Annotated in this window: 22 protein-coding genes; 11 read left to right on the plus strand and 11 right to left on the minus strand. The window is 72.5% G+C overall.

The window, feature by feature from the left end; translation table 11 throughout:
- Positions 1–2: 2 nt before the first annotated feature.
- Complete coding sequence (locus BMX97_RS09430; protein ID WP_091748511.1) at positions 3–1,640, minus strand: GMC family oxidoreductase; 1,638 nt, start codon at positions 1,638–1,640, stop codon at positions 3–5.
- Between the two features lie 109 nt (positions 1,641–1,749).
- On the opposite strand from BMX97_RS09430, the gene BMX97_RS09435 reads away from it, so the two are divergent.
- The 3 genes from BMX97_RS09435 (at position 1,750) to BMX97_RS09445 (ending at position 5,536) form a co-directional block, all read left to right on the plus strand.
- Positions 1,750–3,312, plus strand: coding sequence for a tannase/feruloyl esterase family alpha/beta hydrolase (locus tag BMX97_RS09435; protein WP_091748514.1), 1,563 nt, complete (start codon positions 1,750–1,752; stop codon positions 3,310–3,312).
- Between the two features lie 160 nt (positions 3,313–3,472).
- A complete protein-coding gene (locus BMX97_RS09440) occupies positions 3,473–3,733 on the plus strand; it encodes a hypothetical protein (RefSeq protein WP_091748517.1) in 261 nt (86 codons plus the stop codon).
- Between the two features lie 84 nt (positions 3,734–3,817).
- Entirely contained in the window at positions 3,818–5,536 is a 1,719-nt protein-coding gene (locus BMX97_RS09445; protein ID WP_143074595.1) for a sensor domain-containing diguanylate cyclase, read from the plus strand.
- Positions 5,537–5,544: 8 nt separating this feature from the next.
- Here BMX97_RS09445 and BMX97_RS09450 read toward each other — a convergent pair whose 3' ends face one another.
- Entirely contained in the window at positions 5,545–6,099 is a 555-nt protein-coding gene (locus BMX97_RS09450; protein WP_091748523.1) for a hypothetical protein, read from the minus strand.
- A 711-nt stretch (positions 6,100–6,810) separates the two neighbouring features.
- On the opposite strand from BMX97_RS09450, the gene BMX97_RS09455 reads away from it, so the two are divergent.
- Entirely contained in the window at positions 6,811–7,614 is an 804-nt protein-coding gene (locus BMX97_RS09455; protein WP_091748526.1) for an SDR family oxidoreductase, read from the plus strand.
- Between the two features lie 234 nt (positions 7,615–7,848).
- Here the strand turns inward: BMX97_RS09455 and BMX97_RS09460 are convergent, their stop codons facing one another.
- On the minus strand, positions 7,849–8,085 hold the full coding sequence (locus BMX97_RS09460) for a hypothetical protein (protein WP_091748529.1): 237 nt from the start codon (positions 8,083–8,085) through the stop codon (positions 7,849–7,851).
- Between the two features lie 225 nt (positions 8,086–8,310).
- Here BMX97_RS09460 and BMX97_RS09465 point away from each other — a divergent pair, with 225 nt between their 5' ends.
- The 3 genes from BMX97_RS09465 to BMX97_RS09475 all read left to right on the plus strand — a co-directional run bounded on the left by BMX97_RS09465 (position 8,311) and on the right by BMX97_RS09475 (position 11,512).
- Positions 8,311–9,228: a 50S ribosomal protein L11 methyltransferase gene (locus BMX97_RS09465; RefSeq protein ID WP_060848130.1), complete on the plus strand. Its 918-nt coding sequence runs from the start codon at positions 8,311–8,313 to the stop codon at positions 9,226–9,228.
- Between the two features lie 542 nt (positions 9,229–9,770).
- On the plus strand, positions 9,771–10,943 hold the full coding sequence (locus tag BMX97_RS09470; protein ID WP_091748532.1) for a zinc-dependent alcohol dehydrogenase: 1,173 nt from the start codon (positions 9,771–9,773) through the stop codon (positions 10,941–10,943).
- A gap of 11 nt (positions 10,944–10,954) precedes the next feature.
- Entirely contained in the window at positions 10,955–11,512 is a 558-nt protein-coding gene (locus BMX97_RS09475) for a cyclase dehydrase (protein ID WP_091748535.1), read from the plus strand.
- A gap of 92 nt (positions 11,513–11,604) precedes the next feature.
- Here BMX97_RS09475 and BMX97_RS32780 read toward each other — a convergent pair whose 3' ends face one another.
- Entirely contained in the window at positions 11,605–11,769 is a 165-nt protein-coding gene (locus BMX97_RS32780; RefSeq protein ID WP_177202169.1) for a hypothetical protein, read from the minus strand.
- A gap of 308 nt (positions 11,770–12,077) precedes the next feature.
- Here BMX97_RS32780 and BMX97_RS09480 point away from each other — a divergent pair, with 308 nt between their 5' ends.
- A complete protein-coding gene (locus tag BMX97_RS09480) occupies positions 12,078–13,022 on the plus strand; it encodes a hypothetical protein (RefSeq protein ID WP_091748538.1) in 945 nt (314 codons plus the stop codon).
- Positions 13,023–13,321: 299 nt separating this feature from the next.
- A complete protein-coding gene (locus tag BMX97_RS32785) occupies positions 13,322–14,179 on the plus strand; it encodes a GNAT family N-acetyltransferase (RefSeq protein WP_244538355.1) in 858 nt (285 codons plus the stop codon).
- 66 nt (positions 14,180–14,245) lie between these two features.
- Here the strand turns inward: BMX97_RS32785 and BMX97_RS09490 are convergent, their stop codons facing one another.
- Positions 14,246–15,868 (minus strand): hybrid sensor histidine kinase/response regulator, encoded by a 1,623-nt coding sequence (locus BMX97_RS09490; RefSeq protein ID WP_091748544.1) that lies wholly within the window; start codon positions 15,866–15,868, stop codon positions 14,246–14,248.
- A 385-nt stretch (positions 15,869–16,253) separates the two neighbouring features.
- On the opposite strand from BMX97_RS09490, the gene BMX97_RS09495 reads away from it, so the two are divergent.
- On the plus strand, positions 16,254–16,781 hold the full coding sequence (locus BMX97_RS09495; protein WP_091748547.1) for a peroxiredoxin: 528 nt from the start codon (positions 16,254–16,256) through the stop codon (positions 16,779–16,781).
- Here BMX97_RS09495 and BMX97_RS09500 read toward each other — a convergent pair.
- Entirely contained in the window at positions 16,763–17,677 is a 915-nt protein-coding gene (locus BMX97_RS09500) for a LysR family transcriptional regulator (RefSeq protein ID WP_091748550.1), read from the minus strand. The genes BMX97_RS09495 and BMX97_RS09500 overlap by 19 nt on opposite strands.
- A 100-nt stretch (positions 17,678–17,777) precedes the next feature.
- On the opposite strand from BMX97_RS09500, the gene BMX97_RS09505 reads away from it, so the two are divergent.
- A complete protein-coding gene (locus tag BMX97_RS09505; RefSeq protein WP_244538356.1) occupies positions 17,778–18,920 on the plus strand; it encodes an aldo/keto reductase in 1,143 nt (380 codons plus the stop codon).
- A 3-nt stretch (positions 18,921–18,923) separates the two neighbouring features.
- Here BMX97_RS09505 and lpxB read toward each other — a convergent pair whose 3' ends face one another.
- The 5 genes from lpxB to lpxD form a co-directional block, all read right to left on the minus strand.
- Positions 18,924–20,114, minus strand: coding sequence for a lipid-A-disaccharide synthase (lpxB, locus tag BMX97_RS09510; RefSeq protein WP_244538357.1), 1,191 nt, complete (start codon positions 20,112–20,114; stop codon positions 18,924–18,926).
- Entirely contained in the window at positions 20,111–21,040 is a 930-nt protein-coding gene (lpxI, locus tag BMX97_RS09515; protein WP_091748560.1) for an LpxI family protein, read from the minus strand. The genes lpxB and lpxI overlap by 4 nt, the downstream gene beginning before the upstream one ends.
- Positions 21,040–21,888 (minus strand): acyl-ACP--UDP-N-acetylglucosamine O-acyltransferase, encoded by an 849-nt coding sequence (gene lpxA / locus BMX97_RS09520; protein ID WP_091748563.1) that lies wholly within the window; start codon positions 21,886–21,888, stop codon positions 21,040–21,042. Before lpxA ends, lpxI begins: the two co-directional genes overlap by 1 nt.
- Positions 21,885–22,349 carry a 3-hydroxyacyl-ACP dehydratase FabZ gene (gene fabZ, locus BMX97_RS09525; protein ID WP_048434935.1) on the minus strand — a complete coding sequence of 155 codons (465 nt, stop codon included), beginning with the start codon at positions 22,347–22,349 and terminating at the stop codon, positions 21,885–21,887. Before fabZ ends, lpxA begins: the two co-directional genes overlap by 4 nt.
- A gap of 175 nt (positions 22,350–22,524) precedes the next feature.
- On the minus strand, positions 22,525–23,580 hold the full coding sequence (gene lpxD / locus BMX97_RS09530; RefSeq protein ID WP_091748567.1) for a UDP-3-O-(3-hydroxymyristoyl)glucosamine N-acyltransferase: 1,056 nt from the start codon (positions 23,578–23,580) through the stop codon (positions 22,525–22,527).
- Positions 23,581–23,720 lie beyond the last annotated feature (140 nt).

Genomic DNA, 23,720 nt, shown 5'->3' on the forward strand with positions numbered 1-23,720 from the left:
CGTCACCCGGCATCCTCCAGGATCATCGCGGCGCCCTTCTCGGCCAGCATGATCGTCGGCGAGTTGGTGTTGCCCGAGGTGATGCGCGGCATCGCCGAGGCGTCGGCGACCCGCAAGCCCCGCACCCCGCGCACCCGCAGGCGCGCGTCGAGCACCGCGCCCGCATCGTGGTCGGCCCCCATCCGAGCGGTGCCGACGGGATGGAAGATCGTGGTGCCGAGGTCTCCCGCCGCCTGCAGCAGGTCGGCGTCGCTGGCGATCGAGGGACCGGGCAGGTGCTCCTCCGGCCGGTAGCGGGCGAGCGGCGCCTGGGCGACGATGCGGCGGGTGAGCTTGAGCGAATCCACCGCCACCCGGCGGTCCTCCTCGGTCGAAAGGTAATTGGGCCGGATCTCCGGCGGCGCCGCGGGGTCGGGGCTGCCGGCATGCACGCTGCCGCGGCTCGACGGGCGCAGGTTGCACACGCTCGCCGTGAAGGCGCCGAACGGGTGCAGGCCCTCGCCCCACTTGTCGAGCGAGAGCGGCTGGAAGTGGTATTCGAGGTTCGCCGTGGCGTAATCGGGCGAGGAGCGGGTGAACACCCCGACCTGGCTCGGCGCCATGGTGAGCGGCCCGGTGCGAAACAGCGCGTACTCGACGCCCATCCAGCCGCGCTTGATCAGGTTGGCGTAGGTCAGGTTGAGGGTCGGCACCCCCGTCACCTTGTAGACCGGGCGGATCTGCAGGTGGTCCTGCAGATTCTCGCCCACGCCCGGCGCGTGATGCGCGACCTCGATCCCGAGGCCCCGGAGCCGCGCCCCGTCGCCGATGCCCGACAGTTCGAGGAGCTTCGGGGTCGCGACGGCGCCGGCCGACAGCACCACCTCGCCGTTCGCCCGGGCGAGGTAGCGGCGCCCGCCGCGCTCGAACGTCACGCCGACGGCGCGGCCGTCCTCGATCACCACCCGCTCGACATGCACGCCCGTCTCGAGCCGCAGGTTCGGGCGGTTCAGGGCCGGCTTGAGGAAGCCGCGGGCCGCGCTCCAGCGCCGGCCCCGGCGCTGGTTGACCTGGAAGTAGGACGAGCCCTCGTTGTCGCCGGTGTTGAAGTCGGGGATCTTGGCGATGCCGGCCGCCTCCGCGGCGTCGCGGATCGCGTCCAGGATCGCCCAGCGGATCCGCGGCGGCTCGACCCGCCATTCGCCGCCGGAGCGGTGGAAGCTGTTGGGCGGCGCGATGTGATCCTCGTGCTTGAGGAAGTAGGGCAGCACGTCGTCCCAGCCCCAGCCCGCGAGGCCGAGCTGGCGCCAGCCGTCGTAATCGGCGGCCTGGCCGCGCATGTAGATCATCGCGTTGATGGCCGAGGAGCCGCCGATGACCTTGCCTCGAGGATAGGCGAGCCGGCGCCCGTTCAGGCCGGCCTCGTCCTGGGTGGTGAACAGCCAGTCCGCCCGCTTGTTGCCGATGGCGAAGAGGTAGCCGGCCGGGATGTGGAACCAGATCCAGTTGTCGCGCCCGCCCGCCTCCAGCACCAGCACCCGCCGGCGCGGATCCGCCGAGAGGCGGTTGGCGAGCACGCAGCCCGCCGAGCCCGCCCCGACCACGACGTAATCGTAGCTGCCGAAATCCTCGAACCCACTGCCGGCCGTGGTGCCTGCCATCGCGCGTTCCGCCCTGGTGTCTCGTTTTCTGGCGGCCGGTGTAGCGCATTCCCCCGGCGACGGCGCAAGAGGTTGCCGCTAAGCTCGCCGAAAAGCGGGGAGGGGACCGATGGGGCGGAGTTTCGGAATCGCGGCAGGGCTCTCGGCAGGGCTCTCGGCAGGGCTCTTGGCCGGCCTGATGGCGGCGCCGGCGCTCGCCGGAGAGTGCGGCGCGCTCGCCAATCTCAGGATCGAGGCGGTGAACCTCCATTCCGCCGCTGAGGTGCCGGCTTCCGGCGACCTGCCGGCCTATTGCCGGGTGCTCGGCACGGTGCGGCCGGCGATCAGCTTCGAGGTGCGGCTGCCGCTGCGAGACTGGAACGGCAAGTATTACGGCACCGGCTGCGGCGGCTTCTGCGGCACGCTCCTGTCGGACGCGCCCGGCTTCACCAACGCGATGAATTACGGCCTGCGCCGGGGCTACGCCGCCTCGACGATGGACGGGGGCCACTGGGGCACCGGCTCGGCCGACGGACGCTGGGCCGCTGGCGACCTCGTCGCCCGGATGGATTGGGGCCAGCGCGCCGTGACCGAGACCGCCCGGGTCAGCAAGGTGCTGGTGCGGGCCTTCTACGACCGGACGCAACGGAAATCCTACTTCGCCGGCTGCTCCACCGGCGGCCGCATGGCGGCGATGGAGGCGCTGAAATACCCGAAGGACTTCGACGGGATCATCAGCGGGGCGCCGGCCCTCGACTATACCGGCCTCGTCGCCACCGGCTTTGCCTGGGTGGCGAAGGCCAATACCGGCCCGGACGGCAAGCCGATCCTGACGACGGCGCGGGCCAGGCTCGTGACCGAGGCGGTCGCCGCCGCCTGCGGGGCCAAGGAGCAGGGCGGCCTCGTCGCCGACCCGCGGCAATGCCGCTTCGAGCCCGCGTCGCTGCGCTGCACCGGCGGCGGCGCGCAGGCATGCCTGAGCGAGGCCGAGATCGGGGTGCTGGAGACGTGGTACGCCGGCCCGACCGACGCCTCCGGCCGCGCCCTCTATCCGGGCGGCATCCCGCTCGGCTCGGAGGCGCATTGGCCGCGCTGGCTCACGGGGCTCGGCAACGCGCCGGCGATCCTGCCGCTCTTTGCCGGCGACTTCCTGCGCTACATGGCGTTCTGGCCCTCGCCCGGGCCGGGCTACCGGGTGACGGATTTCGACTTTTCCGCCGACCCGGCGCGGCTGGCGCCGCAGGCGCAGACCTACAACGCCGCCACCTACGATCCGGCGAGCGCGACGGTGCGCCCGGCCGCCGACCTCTCGGCCTTTCGCGAGGCCGGCGGCAAGCTCCTGATCTATCACGGCTGGGCCGATTCCCTGGTGACGCCGTTCATGACGGTCGCCTTCTACGAGGCGCTGGCGAAAGGTGCGGGCGGCCTCGACGCCCTGGGCCAGACCGCGCGCCTGTTCATGGTGCCGGGCATGGACCATTGCGGCATCGGCACCGAGGGGCCGGGCATTGCCGACACCGGGATCGATCCCCTGACCGCGCTCGAGCGCTGGGTCGAGGCCGGCGAGGCGCCGCGCGAACTCGTGGCGACGAAGCGCGATGCCGGCGGGTCGGCGTTGTGGTCGCGCCCGGTCTGCGCCTACCCGCAGGTGCCGCGGGCCGACGGGGCCGGCCTCGCCTGCCCGGCGCCGTGACGCGCGACCGAGTGCGGGACTTTTTCCCGCACCCAATTGGCTTGGCCAATCGGATTAGGGCGAGACTCTGCCAATGCGGGCGGATTTTCTTCAACTTCTGACGTGTTAGAAATTGCCGACAGCCGCTTTCGTGGCATTCAATGCCGCAGGAGTGGCGGACATGACCGACGACGCACGACCCCGGGTCCTCGCGATCACCAGCATCACGGCCGTCAGCACGATCGACGGCGGCGATACCCTGGCGGCCGAGGTGAGCGGCCCGGACGGCGGCACGGTCTTCCTGCTGATCCCCCTCGGGGCCGCCGGCGCCCTGATCACCCAGCTCACCGACGCCGCCGAGCGCGGTGCGCAGGAGCGGCGCCAGCACAGCCGCGGCCGCTTGCCGGCGGTGGAGCTGTCGGCCTTCGATCCGTCGGCGTGAAAATCGTTCAAATGTGAACGATCGGCTGCACCGATCGTTTCGAGGGACCGGCGAGAACGGGCCTCCGCCGTGGAGGTCCCTCTCTTGTCGTTCAGGAACCGGTTGCGATTCGAGCACCAGCTCGCCGCCCTCGTCGGGCTGCTCTGCCTCGCCCTCGTGGGGGCGACGGTGGGCGGGGCGATCTGGCTCGAGCGGCGCAGCGCCGTGCGGCTGGCCGAGGACCGTCTCGAACGCCTCGCCGGCGGCATGGCCGAGAGCCTCGACGCCACCTTGCGCGAACGCTTTCGCGAGATCCAGGTCGTGGCCGGCCTCGCGCTCCTGCGCGAGCGCTGGACCGCCGACCCGGCGGCCGCCCGCGGCGTCCTCGCGGCGATGCGCACGACCGCCCCGGACTATGCCTGGCTCGGCTTCGTCGCCGCCGACGGCCGCGTGACGATCGGCACGGAGGGGATGCTGGAAGGCGTGGCGCTGAACGGCCGGACCTGGTTCGAGGCCGGCCTGACCCAGCCCAATGTCGGCGACGTCCACGAGGCGGTCCTGCTGAACCGCCTCCTCCATCGCGCCGGTCCCGAGCCGCTGCGCCTCGTCGACCTCGCCGCCCCGGTGCGCGACGCCGCCGGTACCGTCATCGGCGTCCTCGGCGGGCACCTGAGCTGGGACTGGGCCTCCCGCGTCCGCAGGCGCCTGCTCGAGACGGCGGCCCCCGGCACCGAACTGTGGGTGCTCGACCGGCGCGGCCACGTGCTGCTCGGGCCCGAGGTCGGTGCGGTGCCGTTCGGCCCGGCCCGGACCGGCGGCATGGTCGAGCGCGGCAGCGGCACCTTCGCGGTAGAACTCGGCGGCGAGGCGATGCGGGCCGGCTTCGCCTCGGCGGCCAAGGGCGAACGGGCCGAGATCGCCGGCGGCGATCCCGCCCTCGGCTGGATCGTGGTTGCGACCCGCCCGCAGGCCCGGATCCTCGCCCCGGTACACCAGTCGATCCGGCCGCTCCTCGCCCTCGGCGCCGCCGTGGCCCTGGTCGGCGTCGTGCTGGCCTGGTGCCTCGGCCGCGGCGTGGCCGCCCCGCTGCGCCGGATGACCGCGGCGGCCGACCGGATCGGCCGCGAGCCCGACGCCACCACCCTGCCGCACCTCGATCACGCCCGGGAGTTCCGCGAACTGTCCGCCTCCCTGCAGGCGCTCCTGCGGCGGATCGGCACCGCCGAGCGCGAGCTGAGCGACGCCACCGACCGCTCGACCCGCGTCGCCGCCTTCTACCGGCGCCAGATCGAGGCCCTGCGCCAGGTCGCCGGGACCGACATGCTCACCGGGCTCCTCAACCGCCGCGGCTTCGTCGTGCCGGCCGAGGAGGCCTTCGCCAGCGGCCGCAGCGGCCGCGGCGCCGCGGTGCTCGTGATCGACATCGACCACTTCAAGCGCGTCAACGACGAGCACGGCCACGATGCCGGCGACGCGGTCATCCGCCATGTCGGCGCCCTGCTGGCGGAGGCGGTGCGCGGCTCCGACACCGTGGCCCGTTTCGGCGGCGAGGAATTCGTGGTCCTGCTCGTCGGCCTCGGCTCCGCCGAGGCGGTGCTGATCGCCGGGCGCCTGTGCGCGGCGGTGCGGGAGACGACGGTCACCCATCCGGGCGGCACGATCGCGGTCACGGTCAGCATCGGCGTCGCGATGGTCGTGGGAGAGGATCCCGACATCCACGCGGCGATCGCCCGCGCCGACGCGGCGCTCTACGACGCCAAGGCGCGCGGCCGCGACCGGGTCGGCATCGCCCCGGGCACCGACGGGGTCGAGCGGGCGGCGTGACTGCCTGCTCAGCCCCGCTCCAGGCGGATCGACCGACGCACGACGCCGAACGCGGAAGCGAAGCCGGCGCTGGCGGCCTCGGCGGCAGCCTGGACCGCGTCGCCTGCCACTTGCAGTGCATGGCCGGCCTGAGCCTCGGGGACGGGGAGGGCCGCGACCCTCAGGGCCGCACGCGCGAAACCGACGCGCAGCACGTCGCGGTCATGGATCACCAGGGCGGCCAGCCGCGTATCCGCGAGGGCGACGACGAAGCCGCCATCCGCGAAGGCGATCTCGACCAGGGCCTTGGGCTGGCTCTCGTCCGCCTCGACCGCCGCCAAGGCCGAGGCCGCCAAGCCCGCAGCACCGGTCAGGTCCAGCGTCGATGCCAGGCCCAGGCTGCCCTTGAGGCCGGTCAGTACTTGCTCGCCCCAGCCACGCTCACCCGCTACGCCACCATGCGACTCGATGGTGACGACCGTGTCAACGCCACGCTCGATCCCGTCCGGGGTCGTGAAGACGCCGGCCTCATACTGTCCGCGTCCCTTCCCGCAACTGCCCGCGACAATCTTGATCTCGGCCATGTCGCGTTCCCAGCGATGACGGCGTCCTGCCGACGAGGGGCATTGGATCGACGACTCGATCCTCATCTCGTGCCCCATCGTATGCCGGAGCTTAATTCTGCTGGCGTGGCCCTGTCGAGAGGATCGATCCCATCGCGCCGAGCGTGGCAGAACCTTGCCTTGAAGCCGGAACCGGGGCAGCTGCCCGCCCATTGTTACTCCATGTGAGTATCGTGGAGCGATGGAGGCGACGATGATGAAAGGCGGATTGCTCTGGCTGATCGGCATACCGCTGCCGATCATCCTGATCCTGTTCTTCCTCGGCTACCTGCACTGACGAGGCCGGTTCCCTGGTCGGGCCAAGCCGTCTCCTGCGCCCGGCCGGTTCGCGGACAGCAGCGACAGGCAGGGCGTGGGTTACCCTCCGCTCCCCGTCGGCGGCGAAGAGCCTGGCCCGCACTCCTTCTCATCTCGATGCCGTCCCCGGTCGCCCCGCGGCTTGCGGGGAGAGACCCCGCGCGTCATCCTCGGCGCCGCCTCTCCGAATCCTCTCGCGTGCCTCGAACGTCGCGGCCGCCGTCCCGGCTCCGATATCCCGGCCTCCGCTCTTGCGCCGGGTCTTGCGCTGGGCGCCGGAGGCTTGGCAGACAGGGCCCCGGGCGGGAGCGCGAATGCGACGCCGCCCATGGCGGGAGCCGTCGGCCTCCCGCGCCAGGACGGGAGGAGACGGACATGACGGACGAACGCGCGGGCCAGCCGCTCGCAGGATCCCTGGCGGGCAAGGTTGCCTGGGTGACGGGCGCGGGCAGCGGCATCGGCGAGGCGGCGGCGCTGGCCCTCGCGGGCGCGGGGGCCCGGGTGGTCCTCACCGGGCGCCGCCAGGAACCGCTGCAAGACCTCGCCGCGCGCATCGCCGCGGCCGGCGGCGCGGCGGAGGTCGAGGTCGGCGACGTGACCGACGCGGCCCGCGTCGGCGCCATCGTCGCGCGGATCGGCGAGCGCTTCGGCCGCCTCGACGTGCTGGTGAGCAATGCCGGCAGCAACGTGCGCGAGCGGCGCTGGGACGCCTTGTCGCCGCAGGGCGCGCAAGAGGTGATCGCCGCCAACCTGTCGAGCGCGTTCTACGCCTCGCTCGCCGTGCTGCCGCTGATGCGCGCCCAGGGCGACGGCGTGCTCATCCACACCGCCTCCTGGGCCGGGCGCTTCGTCAGCCCGGTGAGCGGGCCGGCCTACACGGCGGCCAAGCACGCCGTGGTGGCGATGAGCCACAGCATCAACATGGAGGAATGCGTCAACGGGATCCGCTCGACGGTCCTGTGCCCGGCCGAGGTCGCGACCCCGATCCTCGACAAGCGCCCGGTGCCGGTGACGCCCGAGGACCGCGCCCGCATGCTCCAGCCCGACGACATGGCGGCGCTGATCCTGTTCGTCGCGACGCGCCCCCGGCACGTCTGCCTCAACGAGGTGGTGATCAGCCCGACCTGGAACCGCGGCTACGTGCCGGATGCCCGCCTGGGCTCGCGCCTCGGCGCCTGAAGAACGGGAGCCGGGCGACCTCCCGCAGGGCCCCGGGTGACCGTCGCGCGGTCGCCCGGGGCCCTGCGGGAGGTCGCCCGGGGGCCTGCGGGAGGTCGCCCGGGGGCCTGCGGGAGGTCACCCAGGGCCCTGCGGGAGGTCACCCAGGGCCCTGCGGGAGGTCACCCAGGGCCCTGCGGGAGGTCACCCAGGGCCCTGCGGGAGGTCACCTAGGGCCCTGCGGGAGCCTGGGTCTCAGGCGCCCCGGCCGGCGGCGTCGGCCTGCTCGGCTTGCGCCTTCAGCTCCAGCTCGCTCCGATGGAGCCGGCTGAGCAGCATGAGCATGCGGCCCGGCAGGGCCGTATCCTCGGCGGTGAGCGGCGCCGCGCGGCGCCAGGGGGCGGCATCCCGGGCGGGAGCCGGCCGGGCGGAGGGGTGAGCGGTCTCTGCGGAAACTTCCGGCTCGACCTGCTCGCGGAGTCGGGTACGCATCGCACGATCCTTCGACGGCCGGTTTCTGGCGACCGGCGCCGCTATGAACGCCGACCCGGTGCTGCGGTTCCGTCGCGACAGGCGGATCTTCCGCAGGGGCAGGGCGAGTGTGGCGTGAGTGCCACGGCGGGCCGGGGCAGCCGGTGGGCCGGCCGCGGCGCCCTCTTGCCGGAGGGGCGTGACGGGGCGGTGACGGCGGGCGGCGCGGATGCTATTGGCGCGGGCATGCTCGAAGGCCTGCCGCCCCACCGCCCGACCCACGTGCTCCGTCTCGACACGAGCGAGCGCGCGGCCCGCGCCATGACCGACCTGATCGGCGAGGTCTTCGACCCGACCGAGACCGCGGTCGCGGCCTTCGAGGCCGAGGACGGAAAGACCTGGCACCTCGAGGCCTACTTCTCCGAGGAGCCCGACGAGGAGGCGGTGCGCGAGCTGATCCGCCCGATCCTCGGCGACGCCGCCGACGAGGCGGTCTTCGCGGCGATCGACCAGCAGGACTGGGTCCGCGCCTCCCTCGAGGGGCTGAAGCCCGTGCGCGCCGGCCGCATCCTGGTCCACGGCTCGCACGACCGCGGCCGGGTCCAGCCGAACGACCTGCCGATCGAGATCGAGGCGGCGCTCGCCTTCGGCACCGGCCACCACGGCACCACGCTCGGCTGCCTCCTCGCCCTCGTCGACGAGGTCAAGCGCCGCCGGCCCCAGCGCGTCCTCGACGTCGGCACCGGCACCGGCATCCTGGGCCTCGCCGCCGCGCGCCTGCTGCACAGCCGGGTCATCGCCGGCGACCTCGACCCGGAGGCGGTGGCGACCGCCCGGACCAACGCCGCCTTCAACGGCATGGCCAACCTGATGGCGTTCTACGAGGCGCCGGGCCTGCGCCACCCGCTCGCCCGGGTCGCCCGCGGCTACGACCTCGTCTTCGCCAACATCCTGGCCCGGCCGCTGCGCGGCCTCGCCCCCAGCCTCGCCCGCGCGGTGGCGACGGACGGCACGCTGGTCCTGTCGGGCCTGATCCCCCGCGACGTGCCGGGCGTGCTCTCGGCCTATGCCGCGCAGGGCTTCCGCCTGCGCCGGCGCCGGCTGATCGAGGGCTGGGCCACCCTGGAGCTGCGCCGCGGCGGCGCGGCGCCCAGGCCGCGCTAAGAGGCTATGCCATAATGCCAAGCTTCTCCACCAGGAGACGAAGCGCGGCAGTAGGTCCAAGTAGGATAGCCTCTAAGCAGAGTTGCACGCACGGTACACGGCAATGGTGTGCTGTTTGTCGGCATAGGGCTATCCCATCTGCAACCTCGTCCTGAGGTGTTGGTCGATCGAAGATCGACCGACCTCGAAGGAGGGCTCCAGAAATCCCCGAGATCCCTGGAGCCCTCCTTCGAGGCTCCCTTTGGTCGCACTTCAGGATGAGGTTGGGGAGTGGGACGGGCCGGTGACGGACCGCGTTGTCGATCCCATGATCTGCGCCGGGTGCTCTCGCTCAGCTTATTGGTCTTGAATCGCTCTTGTCGCCGAGCCGGTGACCACGGCGGCGAATGATGCGGGGGTCTCACGGAACGGCGCCAACGTTGATCGGTTGTCCGGGCATCGCCGCTTACCGGTAGGGGGTATATGTATCTCGAGCCGGGGCGGCCCGTGCGCGGACCGCCAATCCCGGCCCTCCGCGGCACGCGCCTCGGAGACCGATCGGCATGAAGGCCCTCGTCTGGCACGGCACCGCGGATATCCGGTGCGACACCGTTCCCGATCCGACGATCGAGGACGGGCGCGACGCGATCATCAAGGTCACCGCCTGCGCCATCTGCGGCTCCGACCTGCACCTCTACGACCATGTCATGCCGGGCATGAAGTCGGGCGACATCATGGGCCACGAGACCATGGGCGAGGTGGTCGAGGTCGGGCGGGACAACAAGGCGCTCAAGGTCGGCGACCGGATCGTCGTGCCGTTCACGATCATCTGCGGCCAGTGCGACCAGTGCAAGCGCGGCAACTTCTCGGTCTGCGAGCGCACCAACCGCAACGCCAAGCTCGCCGAAGCCGCCTTCGGCCACACCACCGCGGGCCTGTTCGGCTACACCCATCTCACCGGCGGCTATGCCGGGGGCCAGGCCGAATACCTGCGGGTGCCCTTCGCGGACGCCACCCACATCAAGGTGCCGCGCGGCCTCTCCGACGAGACGCTGCTCTTCCTCTCCGACATCTTTCCGACCGGCTGGCAGGCGGCGGTCCAGTGCGACATCCAGCCGGAGGACACGGTGGCGATCTGGGGCTGCGGCCCGGTCGGCCAGATGGCGATCCGCTCGGCGATCCTGCTCGGGGCGCGGCGCGTCATCGCGATCGACCGGGTGCCCGAGCGCCTCACCATGGCGCGGGCCGGCGGCGCCGAGACGATCGACCTCGACCGGGAACCGAACGTCGTGGCGCGCCTCAACGACATGACCGGCGGCAAGGGACCGGAGAAGTGCATCGATTCGGTCGGGATGGAGGCCCACGCCACCACCTCGCTCGATGCGATCTACGACCGCGCCAAGCAGGCGGTGATGCTGGAGAGCGACCGGCCGCACGTGCTGCGCCAGATGATCATGGCCTGCCGGCCGGCCGGCGTGCTGTCGATCCCCGGCGTCTATGGCGGCCTGATCGACAAGGTGCCGTTCGGCGCGGCGATGAACAAGGGGCTGACCTTCCGGATGGGCCAGACCCACGTCAACCGCTGGAGCGACGACCTCCTGCGGCGGATCGAGGAGGGCCAGATCGACCCGTCCTTCGTCATCACCCACACGGTCGGCCTCGAGCAGGGACCGGAGATGTACCGCACGTTCCGCGACAAGCAGGACGGCTGCATCAAGGTGGTGATCAAGCCGTGAGCGGGAAAACCATGAACCACGCGCGCACCAACCGCTCCGTCGACCCCCGCTCCCGCTCCGCGCACGACGCGCTCGCCCGCGGCCTCGGCTGGTTCTCGATCGGCCTCGGCCTCGCCGAGATCCTGGCGCCCCGGGCCCTGTGCCGGGCGCTCGGGATGGAGGGCCGCGAGGCCCTGGTCCAGGCCTACGGCGCCCGCGAGGTCGCCACCGGCGCGGCGATCCTGATGAGCCACGATCCGACGCCGTGGATCTGGGGCCGGGTCGCGGGCGACGCCCTCGACCTCGCTACCCTGGCGACCGGCTTCGAGGGCGACAATCCCCGCGCCGGCACCCTGGCGCTCGCCACCGCGGCGGTGGCCGGGGTGACGCTCGCCGACGTCGTCTGCGTCCAGGGGCTGACCGCCGACAAGCGGCTGCCGCCGCCCGGGACCTACGAGTACCACCACCGCAGCGGCTTTCCCCGCGGCCTTGCCGCCGCCCACGGCGCCGCCCGCGATTTCGCGGTGCCGCGGGACTTCCGCATTCCCGACGCCTTGCGCCCCTGGCGCGACGGCCGGCCCGAAGGGTGAGGGCGAGGCCCTCGCTTCCGGTCACGCAGGCCGGTGCCAAAAAAGAGAGGGCCGCCTTTCGGCGGCCCTCCTGCTCCGGTCGGTCTCGACGCTTATTCCTTGTCGCCGCGATGGATGCCCTTGTCGCGGTTCTCCTTCAGCCGGCCGTCATCCGAATGCTGGACGGTGCCCTGGTTCGGCGCATCGGGATTCTTGTGGTTATGGCGACCGTTGTCGTCAGTATTGTGCGACTGAGACTGCTGCTTATTGTCGGCCATATCCGTATCTCCCGTGATATGCGGCGCACCGCGGTGAGTGTCTCGATAACATATGATCGGGATGCGGGTTCCTGGGCGAATCGCGTGACTGCGCGCGGCGGAGCGCGACATTCCGTCGGGCGTCGTTTCTCGTCGCAGGGGGCCGGATAGACCTTGAATTCGAGCCGAGCCTTGCCAGGCGGCATCACGCGGCGGCGGGTCTCCGCACGGCGCGCGGCACCCGCGATTCTGCCTGTCAGGACGGCGTTGACGAGCGGAATGGTCGTGCCTATCAATTATAGCAACAGCTATAATGATGAGCCGTTGCGATGCGCCATACCTGTGTCCCGCTTCCCTTCCGCATCGCAGGTTTCGTCCTGCCCCGCTTCATCCTAGCCTGCCTCGCGGCCGGGATGGCGGGCTCGCCCGCCCGCGCCCAGTCCCTGCCCACCGCCGCCGAGAACCTGACCCCCGGCGACCTCGACAGCGAGCACCTGTTCGGCTTCACCGAGGGCAGCGACCTCGGCGTGCCCGGCGAGGCGGAGCTCGAATGGGAGACGAGCGGGCGGCTCGGCCGGCGCCTCGGCCGCTTCCTCGCCGTCGACAGCGGCCTCGCCGTGAAGGTGCCGCTGACGAACGACTTCCGCCTCGCGCCGGGCCTCACCTTCAGCGCCCATAACATCGGGCATGACATCGGGGCGCCGGATGCCCCGGCCCGGACCACCGGAGGCATCAACGGCGGCTTCCTCGAGACCCGCCTGCGCCTGATGGACCGTCGCGCCGCGCCGTTCGGCCTGACGCTCGGCATCGTGCCGGGCTACGGCACCGTCGATGGCGGCTCCGGCGCGCCGGCACGCAGCTTCGGGACCGATGTCGCCCTGCTTGCCGACCGGGAGCTGATCCCCGGAACCCTGGTCGCCGCGGTCAATCTCGGCTTCGCCGTCTCGTCGACCCGGCCGAAGGCCACGGACGAGCAGGTGCTCGGATCGGGCCTCGAGGCGTCCGGGGCGCTGTCCTACCGGGTCTCGCCCGGCCTCTTCGCCGGCGCCGAGGTTCGCTACGCCCGGGCCTACGAGGGCCCGGCCCTCGGCCGGCTCGTCGGCGAGGCGGTCTATCTCGGGCCCACCCTCTACGCGACCCTGTCGCCGCGGGCCTGGGCCTCGTTCACCTGGGGCGTCCAGGTCGCCGGGCGGGCGGTCGACGCGCCCGGCCCCCTCGACCTGTCGAGCTTCGACCGGCACCAGATGCGCCTGCGCGTCGGCTACAGCTTCTGACAATGGGTGCGCGCCGCACCCGGGTTTCCGTTGCCCTCGTCGACAATCTCCCGTAGCGTCATCGCATGAGCCCGACCCGCCCGACGATGACCGTCCGAGGCCGACGCTGCGTTCGACGCGGTCGGCGTGACGGGGGCGTGTAGCTCCTCGCCAGCTTGAGCGGCCTTCGCGCTGCTCGCTTGCACCCACACCGGATCGCGTCCTCCCGAGCCTCGCGGCCGTGAGCGCGGCGGGGCGTCACCTGCCCCGTGCGGTGGAGCCCGATCCCTCGGGGCCGGGGCGCAAGAAGGCGAACACCCGTGAAGACCATCAACCCGCCGAGCGTCTGGACCGTGCCGGAGCCGTTCCGCACGATCTACACCCACGCCGCCGAGGCCCCGGCAGGCCGCAGCCTCTTCGTGTCCGGACAGTTTGGCGTCGCGCCGGACGGGCGGATGCGCGAGGATTTCGCCGGGCAGCTCGCGCAGGCGATGGACAACGTCGAGGCCTTGCTCGCGGCGGCCGGGATGGGACGGCCCGACATTGCCAAGGCGACGTTCTTCCTCACCCGCTCCGGCGATCTTCCGGGGCTCGGCGAGATGCGGCGGGCGCGCTGGGCCTCCGACACGCCCGCCGCCGTGACCGTCCTCGTCGTCGCGGGCCTGGCGCGGCCGGATGCGCTGGTCGAGGTCGAGGTGACGGCCGTCGCGACCCCGCCGGACGCGCTCGCCCTCGGGACCCTGCGCCCCGCGACGAGGGCGGACGTCCCGGCGATCCGGTCCCTGGTGCGGGCGGCCTACGCGAAGTGGGTGCCGGCGATCGGCCGGGAGCCCGTGCCGATGACGGCCGATTACGCGCAGGCCGTCCGCCTGCACCGCTTCGACCTGCTGGAGCGGGACGGCGCGCTCGTCGCCCTGGTCGAGACGATCCCCCGGCCCGACCATCTCTGGGTCCAGAACCTGGCGGTCTCCCCCGCCCATCACGGCCAGGGCCTCGGCCGGGCGATGCTGCGGCGGGTCGAGGACGTCGCCCGCTCGCTCGGGCACGGTGCGATCAAGCTGGTGACGAACCCGGCCTTCGCCGGCAACGTCGAGTTCTACCGGCGGGCGGGCTTCGTCGTCGAGCGCGAGGAGCCGTTCCGGGGCGGCGTCGCGGTCCACCTCGCCAAGACGCTCTGACGAGGCGCCCCGAGCGCAAGCCGGCCCGGCACCGGGCCGGCCCTGCGACCGTGCGCGCGGGGGTCGCTACCCCACCCCCGTCGGCCCGTCGAGCGCCAGCCGCACCCGGCGCGCCAGCTCCATCCGGCGGTAGGGCTTGTTGATGATCTCGAACTCGCTGCCGCCGGCATCGGTGCGCTCGATCGAGGCCTCGGCGTAGCCGGTGGTGAGCAGCACCCGGATGCGGGGCTGGCGTTCGCGGGCGGCGCGGGCGAGGAGCACGCCGTTCATGCCCCCGGGCATGATCAGGTCGGAGAACAGGAGATCGACCTTCTCGCTCTCGTCGAGGAGGTCGAGCGCCTGCCGGGCGTCGTGGGCGACGAGCACCGTGTAGCCGAAATCCTGCAGGATCACCTTGGCGGTGTCGGCGACGTCCTGGCGGTCGTCGACCACCAGGATGGTTTCGGTGCCGCTGCGGTCGACGGCCCGCGGCGCCGGGCGGCGCTCGGCGGTGACGACCTGGTCGGTGGCCGGGAAGAGCAGCCGCACGGTGGTGCCGCGGCCGACCTCGGAGGTGATCCGCACGGTGCCGCCGGACTGCTTGGCGAAGCCGTACACCATGGCGAGGCCGAGACCCGTGCCGCGGCCCTCCTCCTTGGTGGTGAAGAACGGCTCCATCACCCGGGCCAGGATCTCGGCCGGCATGCCGAGGCCGGTATCCTGCACCTGCACCACCGCGTAGGGGCCCGGCCGCACCATCAGCAAAAGGCCCATCTCGTCGTCGATGGTCAGGTTCTCGGTCTTGATCGTCACGGTGCCGCCGCCCGGCATCGCGTCGCGGGCGTTCAGCAGCACGTTGAGGAGCGCCACCTCGGCCTGGGTCGGGTCGATGCGGCAGTTCCAGAGCTCGGGCGACAGGTCGGTCCGCATCACGACGTGGTCGCCGAGCGTGCGCCCGGTGATCTCGTTCATGCCGCGCACGAGGTTGTTGAGGTTGAGCGCCCGCCCGTCGAGGCGCTGCTTGCGGGCGAAGGCGAGGAGCTGGTGGGTGAGCCGTGCCGCCCGGTCGGTCGCGGCGCGGATCGCCGCCCCGGCGCCGAGAAGCCGGGTCACGTCGATCGTCGGGTGCTCGGCCAGCGCCAGCACCACGTCGGTGTAGCCGCTGATGACCTGGAGGAGGTTGTTAAAGTCGTGGGCGATGCCGCCGGTGAGCTGGCCCAACGCCTCCATCTTCTGGGCCTGGTGCAGCGCCAGCTCGGCGTCGCGCCGGCGCGACACGTCGAGCTGCGAGCCGAAGAAGTAGACCAGGTCGCCCTTCTTGTCGTAGACCGGCGAGACGAACAGCGCGTTCCAGAAGGTCGAACCGTCCTTGCGGTAGTTCAGGATCTCGGTGGCGATCTCCTTGCGCTCGGCGATGGCGCGGCGCACTTCGGCCACCGTCTCGCGATCGGTCTCCGGTCCTTGCAGGAATCGGCAATTGGTGCCCACGAGCTCTTCCGGCGTGTAGCCGGTCATGCGCAGGAAGGCCTGGTTGGCGAAGATGATCGGGTTGTCCGGCTGGTGCGGATCGGTCACGATCATCGGCATCCGCGTCGTCTCGACGGCGGCGAAGAAGATGTCGGAATGAGTGTCGTTCACGGCGCGCGGCCCGCGCGAGGTCACGGCCGGCCCCAGCCCGCCGAGGTCCGGCTTCTCCGATATATCCACCATCCGGGGCCTCCTAGCCGCTGGCTCAGCCTCGCGACACGCGGTCAGGCCTCTATCCGCCTGACCAGATAGGCACGGGCGAAGGATATCAACCGACCCTAAAGGATAGTGCACGACTTCCCGGAGCGCGACTTTGTCGCGGGATCCTTACGGAACGATCGCGTGAACGGTGGGAGTGGCATGGTCCCGTCCGATCTTCGGGCAAGGGCGCTGCCGATGCCTGGGCCCGACTTGCCTGCATCCGGGAGGGTGTTCCCAAGAGACCGGCCCGATCTGACGCGGCGGGCCGGTTTTGCCGTGGCGGCGGAGGGTTTCCGGGGCTAATCTTGCGGCGCGCGTTTCAGTCGTACGCGATCCGTTTTCCACCTCTCCAGCCCGCGAGGTTCCGATGCCGCCCGCCACCGTCCCGGATGTGACCTTCCACACCCGCGTCAGGAACGACGCCCTCGGCGGCCCCAACCCGTTCGAGTGGAAAGACCTCACCACCGCCGAAGTGTTCGGCGGGCGCAGCGTCGTGCTGTTCGCGCTCCCCGGCGCCTTCACGCCGGCCTGCTCGGACGACCACCTGCCGGGCTACGAGCAGCATGCCGACGCCTTTTCCGCCCTCGGCATCGACCAGGTGATCTGCCTGTCGGTCAACGACGCCTTCGTGATGTTCCAATGGGCGAAGTCCAAGGGCATCGAGAAGGTGTTCATGCTGCCCGACGGCAATGCCGACTTCACGCGCCAGATGGGCATGCTGGTCAAACGCGGCCGCCAGGGCATGGGGATGCGCAGCTGGCGCTACTCCATGCATGTCGAGGACGGCCGGATCGCCAAGATGTTCGTCGAGCCGGGTTTTCGCGACGACCCGCCGGGCGTCGGCCTGACGGTCTCGGATGCCGGGACGATGCTCGCCTACCTCCGGAGCCGGTAGGCGTCGGGTCGGGCGCGCATCGCCTCGACGAAGGCCCGGAACGCGGCGCTCGGCTGGCGGCGGCTCGGGTAGTACAGGTGGTTGGGCGGCAGGACCGGCGCCCACCCGGCCAGCACCTCGACGAGGGCGCCGGCCGCGATTCCGTCCTCGACGCAAGCGAGCGGCAGGCAGGCGACGCCGAGGCCGGCGAGCGCGGCATCCCCCATGACCCCGACGTCGTTGGTGACGAAGGCGCCGGGCACCGCGCGCTCGAACCGGTGCCCGTCCCGCACGAACTCCCAGACGTGGACCGTGCCCGACGAGGTGTAGCGGTAGCACAGGCAGCGGTGCCGGCCGAGATCCCCCGGCTCCCGCACGCCGCCGTGGGACGCCAGGTAGGCCGGGGCGGCGACGAAGACGAGCGGTACGGCCGCGCTGATGCGGACCGCGATCATGTCGCGCTGCAGCGCGACCTCGTGCCGGACCCCGCAATCGAACCGCTCGGCCACGATGTCGGTCAGGCCGTCGTCGACGACGAGCTCGACCGAGACGTCCGGGCAGGCGGCCGCGAAGGCGGGCAGGCGCGGCAGCACGACGTGCACGGCCGCCGTGCGGTGCGCATTGACCCGGATGCGGCCGGCGGGCCGGGCGCGGGCGGCGTCCAGGCCGCCGAGCGCCTCCTCGACCGCCGCCATGGCGGGGCGCAGGCTCAGCAGCAGGTCCGCGCCGGCCTGCGTCGGCGCCAGCGAGCGGGTGGTCCGGTCGAGGAGCCGCACACCGAGCTTCGTCTCGAGGGACCGCATGGAATGGCTGAGCGCGGAGGCCGACAGGCCGAGCCGGACGGCCGCCCGGGCGAAGCTGCCCGCCTCGACGATGGCCGCGAAGGCGGCGAGCCCGGACCAGAGATCACGATCCACTGCTGAGAATCCTTCAGCAACCCGTGCGGTCAGCCCCGTCTAATCCGCAGGCCGGACCCGGTCCATCTCGGGGGCAGCCCTCCGAGCGGCGATCCCTCGGATGCCCCGCCCCGACGAGACAGGATTCTTCCCGATGGACCTCCACTCGCTTCGCGCCCTCGGCCGTTCCGGGCTGCTCGTCAGCCCGCTCGCGCTCGGCACCATGACCTTCGGCACGCCGCGCTGGGGTCTCGACGAGGCCGGCAGCCGCGCGGTGTTCGACCGCTACGTCGGCCTCGGCGGCAACGTCATCGACACCGCCGACGTCTATGCCGGCGGCCGGTCGGAGGAGATGGTCGGCCGGTTCGTCGCCGAGGCCGGCCTGCGCGACCGCTTGGTGATTGCGACGAAATCCGGGTTCGCGACCGGGCGGGGCCCGCATGCCGGCGGCAACGGCGTGCGCCACGTCCGCGCCGCCCTCGACCGGTCGCTCGCGCGGCTGCGCACCGACTTCATCGACCTCTACTGGGTGCATGTCTGGGACGGGATCACCCCAGCCGAGGAACTCCTGGAGACGATGACCGCGCTGATCCGGGCCGGGAAGATCCGCTACTGGGGCCTGTCCAACACCCCGGCCTGGTACGCGGCCGAGATCGCCACCATGGCGCGGCTGCGCGGCCGGCCGATGCCGGTCGGACTGCAGGAATTCTACAGCCTGGTCGAGCGCGGGGCGGAACGGGAGCACCTGCCCTTCGCCCGGTCGGCCGGCCTCGGCCTCGTGCCGTGGAGCCCGCTCGCCTACGGGCTCCTGACCGGCAAGTACGACCGCGCCGCGGTCGAGGCCGGCTCGCGCCGCCGGGACGGCGTGCCGAACGAGGCCGCGGCGGCCGAGACCGCACGCCCGGCCGACGACAAGCGCCTCGACGGCGACAACCCCTTCGGCGACAGCCTGTTCACCGCGCGCAACTGGGACATCGTCGAGGTCTTGAAGCGCGTCGCCGCCGAGGCGGGCGAGACGCCGGCCCGGGTGGCGCTCGCCTGGGTGATCGGCCGGCCGGGCGTCGCCTCGACCCTGATGGGGGTGAGCCGGGCCGATCAGGTGAGCGACAACGCTGCGGCGCTGACCCTCGCGCTCTCGCCCGAGCACCTGGCGGCGCTCGATGCGGCGAGCGGCGGCGGGCCGATGCTCTCCGGCCTGTCGCGGCCGCCCTTGCGCGATCGGGTCGTGTTCGGCGGCGCGGCCGTCCGCGGCTGGGGCGAGTAGGGGTCAGGCCGGAGAGCGTCGGCCCGCCGCCGCCAGCACGATCCGGGCGGCGCTGCGGCTCGGATCGTCGCCGTCGGGCAGCCGCATCGTGGCGTCGAGGCGGGCGAGCGCGCCCTCCTGCGCCGCCCGGGCCGGACCGTCGGGCAGGAGGGGCCCGAGCGCCGCCGCCAGCCGCTCGGGCGTGCACTCGGCCTGGATCAGCTCGGGGATCGCGTTCTCGCCCAGGATCAGGTTCGGCAGCACGATCGTCGGCACCTGGATCAGGCGGCGCACGATCACCTCCTCGATCTTGGGCACCTGGTAGGCCACCACCATCGGCACGCCGGCGAGCGCGAGCTCGAGGGTCACCGTGCCCGACGCCGCGAGCGCCGCGCGCGCGCGCCGGAAGGTCGCGAGCTTGTCGGCCTCGCCGTCGATCAGCCGCGGGCGCAGAGGCCAGGTGGCGGAGAGGCGCTCGATCAGGGCGCGGTGGCGGGCGACCGCCGGCAATTCGACCGTGAAGGCGTGGCCCTGCGCCCGGATCCCGGCCAGGGTAGCGCCGAAGACCGGCATCAGCCGCTCGATCTCGCTGCGGCGCGAGCCCGGCAGCACCGCCAGAACCGGCTCGGGCCCCCGGCGGGCCTGCTGCTCCGCCGGGTCCGGGCGCAGCTCGCCAAGGCGCTCGATCAGCGGATGACCGACATAGGTGCAGGCCGGACCACCGAGGCGCCGGTGGGCGTCGGGCTCGAACGGCAGCAGGGCGAGCACGTGGTCGATGTAGCCGCGCATGGTCTTGGCGCGCCACGGCCGCCAGGCCCAGACGCTCGGGCTGACGTAGTCGACCACCGGCAGGTCCGGCAGCTGGCGGCGCACCCGGCTCGCCACCGCGTGGGTGAAGCCCGGGCTGTCGATGATGACGAGCACGTCGGGACGGGCGGCCACGCAGGCCCGCACGGTCTGGCGGATGCGCCGCATCAGCAGGCGGATGCGGGCGGCGACCGCCAGGTAGCCGATCACCGCCACGTCCTCGAGGGGAAACAGCGAGGCCATGCCCTCCGCCGCCATGGCGTCGCCGCCGACGCCGGCGAGCGCGAGGGGACGGTCCGAGACGGCGTTGAGCGAGCGGATCAGCTTGGCGCCGAGCTGGTCGCCGGATTCCTCGCCCGCCACCAGCCAGATCGTGAGGGGACGCCCGGTCGGGGCCGCGTCGCTCACGGTGCAGGCTCCCGGGACGCCCGGTCCCATGGGGCAGGCTCCGGATCGGGCGGCAGGCCGAGGAGGAAGAGGCCGAGCCGGTCGGCCAGCGCCGCCGTCTCGGCGCGGTCGAGCACCAGGGTGTCGCCGGCCCCGACCGCGATGCCGATGCAGCCGGCCTGCGCGGCGCGCTTCACCGTGCGCGGGCCGATCGCCGGCAGGTCGACCCGGAGGTCCTGGCCGTCCTTGGCCCGCTTCACCAGCACCATCGCGGCGGGTGCGCGCCCGAGGCCGAGGGGGCGGCGGGCGAGCGTCCGCGCGCGATCGAGCATCCGGTCGGTGCCCTCCGGTCCCTCGACCGCCAGCACCCGCCGGCTCGCCACCACGGCGGCCTGGCCGACATCGTGCGGCGACAGGCTGGCGAGCAGCGCCCGGCCGGCCGCCACCGAGGCGTCCGCCGCCTCGTCGGGCCCCAGCGCCCCGAAACGGCCGACCGGCGCCATCAGGCCGGGGGCGAGGTCGCGCACGCCGAGCACCTGCAGGCCGTGCTCCTCGAGCAGCGCCAGCACGCCGCGCAGGAGGTGGTCGTCGCCGCCGGAGGCCAGCGAGCGCAGGGTCTCGCGGTTGCGGTAGGCGGCCAGCGTGTTGAGGAGGGCGGCGGGGCTCGGCCGCGCCACGGCGCCGGCCAGCGTCACCCCGGCGGGAGTCCAGCCGCACAGGGTGTCGAGGGCGCCGCGCACGTCGAGGAGATCGACCGTGGCATCGGCCCGCCGGCGGGTCGCCGGGTCGGCGAAGCCCCGGATCGCCAGCACGCGGCAGGGCCGGCCGGCCCGTTCCAGGGCCTCGACGATGAGCAGCGGCAGCCGGCCGGAGCCGGCCACGATGGCGACCGGCCCGGATGCTTGCGAGGCGGGCGGGCGATCGGCGCGGGCCGCCGCGGCGGCCATCACGCCGGACCCGGCGCCTCGCGCGGGGTGCAGACCGAGCGCTTGCCGCCCTCGCGGATGAAGGCCAGGATCTCCTGCACGATCGGGTGCTGGTCGAACTCCGTCGCCACGTCCTCGACCCGCTCCATCAGGGTGCCTTCGAGGGCGAACAGCAGGCGGTAGGCCTTGCGCAGCGCGTGGATCTCCTCGCGGGAGAAGCCGCGGCGCTGCAGCCCGATGATGTTCAGCCCCGACAGGTGGGCGCGGTTGCCCACCGCCATACCGTAGGGGATCAGGTCGTTCTCGAGGCCCGACAGGCCGCCCACGAAGGCATGCGCGCCGACCCGGGCGAACTGGATCACCGCGGCGCCGCCGCCGAGGATCGCGTAGTCCCCCACCTGGCAATGGCCGGCCAGCATCACGTTGTTGGAGAACACGACGTGGCTGCCGACCCGGCAATCGTGGCCGACGTGGCTGTTGGCGAGGAACGCGCAGGAATCGCCCACCACCGTGGCGAGACCGCCGCCGGCGGTGCCGGGATTCATCGTCACGCCCTCGCGGATCTGGCAATCGGCGCCGATCGTCAGGGTCGAGTCCTCGCCGCGGAACTTCAGGTCCTGCGGCGGGTGGCCGATCGACGCGAAGGGGTAGATCCGGGTGCGGGCACCGACGGTGGTGCGGCCGGCCACGACGACGTGGCTCACGAGCCTGACGCCGTCGCCGAGCGTAGCCTGCGGCCCGACATGGCAGAACGGCCCGATCTCGACGCCGGCGCCGATCACCGCGCCGTCCTCGACCACCGCGCTCGGATGGATGCGGGTCTCGGGCAGGTCGTCCTGCCGTCCCTCGCCGGTCTGGATCTCGCTCATTCGGTCACCAGCATCGCGCCGATCTCGGCCTCGGCCACCAGCACGCCGTTGACCTTGGCCTCGCCCTTGAACCACCACATGAAGCGGCGGTTGCTGGTCTTGCGCATGTGGTACTCGACCACGTCGCCCGGCACGACCGGCTTGCGGAACTTCGCCTTGTCGATGGTCATGAAGAAGACCTTGCTCGGCTTGGCGTCGCCCTTGAGCTTGTGGGCGCAGCAGATCGCGCCGGCGGTCTGGGCCATGCCCTCGATCAGCAGCACGCCCGGGAAGACCGGGGCGGCCGGGAAATGGCCGGTGAAGTGCGGCTCGTTGATCGTGACGTTCTTGATGCCGATGCAGCTCTCGTCCCGGTCGATCTGCACGATCTTGTCGATCATCAGGAACGGGTAGCGGTGGGGCAGGAGCTCCATCACCCGCAGGATGTCGGCCGTACCCAACTCGGCAGGCATCTCGGTCATGGTGTCTGGCTCCCTCATGGCGGCCCCGGAGACGCTCCGGTCGTCGGTGCGTCGTCTTTGGCGAGAAGCGGCGCGGATGCAAGCGATTTGCGGCGGGAGCGCGGCGGAGGCTCCGCTCCCGGTCCACGCCCCGTCCCGTGCCCCGGAATCCCGCTCCCGGCCGGCCCGACGGGCTTCAGCCCTCGCCGCCCTCGTCGCGGGCGCGCGCCGCGAGGTTCTTGAGCGTCGTCATCTCGCGGAACCACTCGCGCACGGGCTTGGCCGGCGTGCCGCCCCAGCGCGAGCCCGCCGGCACGTCCTTGTTGACGTTGCTCGACCCGGCGATCTGCGCGCCCATGCCGATGCGCAGGTGGCCGACCACCCCGACCTGGCCGCCGAGCACGACGTAGTCCTCGAGCGTGGTCGAGCCCGAGATGCCGACCTGGGCGACGATCACGCAGTGGCGGCCGATGACGACGTTGTGGGCGATCTGCACCAGGTTGTCGATCTTGGTGCCCTCGCCCACAACCGTGTCGCGGCTCGCGCCCCGGTCGATCGTGGTGTTGGCGCCGATCTCGACGTCGTCCTGGATGATGACCCGGCCGACCTGCGGCACCTTGAGATGGCCGCCCGGCCCCATGGCGAAGCCGAACCCGTCCTGGCCGATACGGGCGCCGCCATGCACGATCACCCGGTTGCCGAGGAAGGCGTGCAGCACCGAGGCGCCGGGGCCCACGGCGCAGCCCCGCCCGATCCGCACGCTGGGGCCGACGACGCAGCCCGCCGCCAGCACCGTCCCGGCGCCGATCTCGGCCTCGGGCCCGACCACTACGCCGGGATCGACCACCACGCCGGGCTCGAGCCGGGCGGTCGGGTGGACGAAGGAGCCCGGCGACACGCCGGTGGCGCCGAACAGCGAGGTCGGGCGCGCCGCGCTCGGAAAAAGCCGGGCCAGCACCTGCGCGAAGGCGCGATAGGGCTGGGGCGTCACCAGGGCGACCGTGCCGGCCGGCACCCGGGCGGAGAAGCGCGGCGAGACCAGGCAGGCGCGGGCGCGGGTCGCCGCCAGCGCGTCGCCGTACTTGGCGTTGTCCATGTAGGCGAGGTCGTCGGGACCCGCGCTCTCGAGCGGGCTCGCGGCCCGGACCACCGCCTCGCCGTCGGTCCCCGGCGGCAGGGTCGCACCGGCGAGCGCCGCGATCTCGCTCAGGGAGACGGGGCCCGAGAGGGGGAAGAAGACCGGTTCCGACATCGCCTGCATCCACTGGGGCCGGGTGCGCCGGAGGGTCGGCCCGCCCGTCCTTATCGAGGGGAGGGCGCCCGGACTAGCGGCATAATCGGATGGGTACAAACGAAAACGGCCGCCGGGCGGGCTGCCCGGCGGCCGTCGAT

Origin of the sequence: Methylobacterium sp. ap11, assembly GCF_900110515.1 — a bacterium.
Classification (GTDB): Bacteria; Pseudomonadota; Alphaproteobacteria; order Rhizobiales; family Beijerinckiaceae; genus Methylobacterium; species Methylobacterium ajmalii.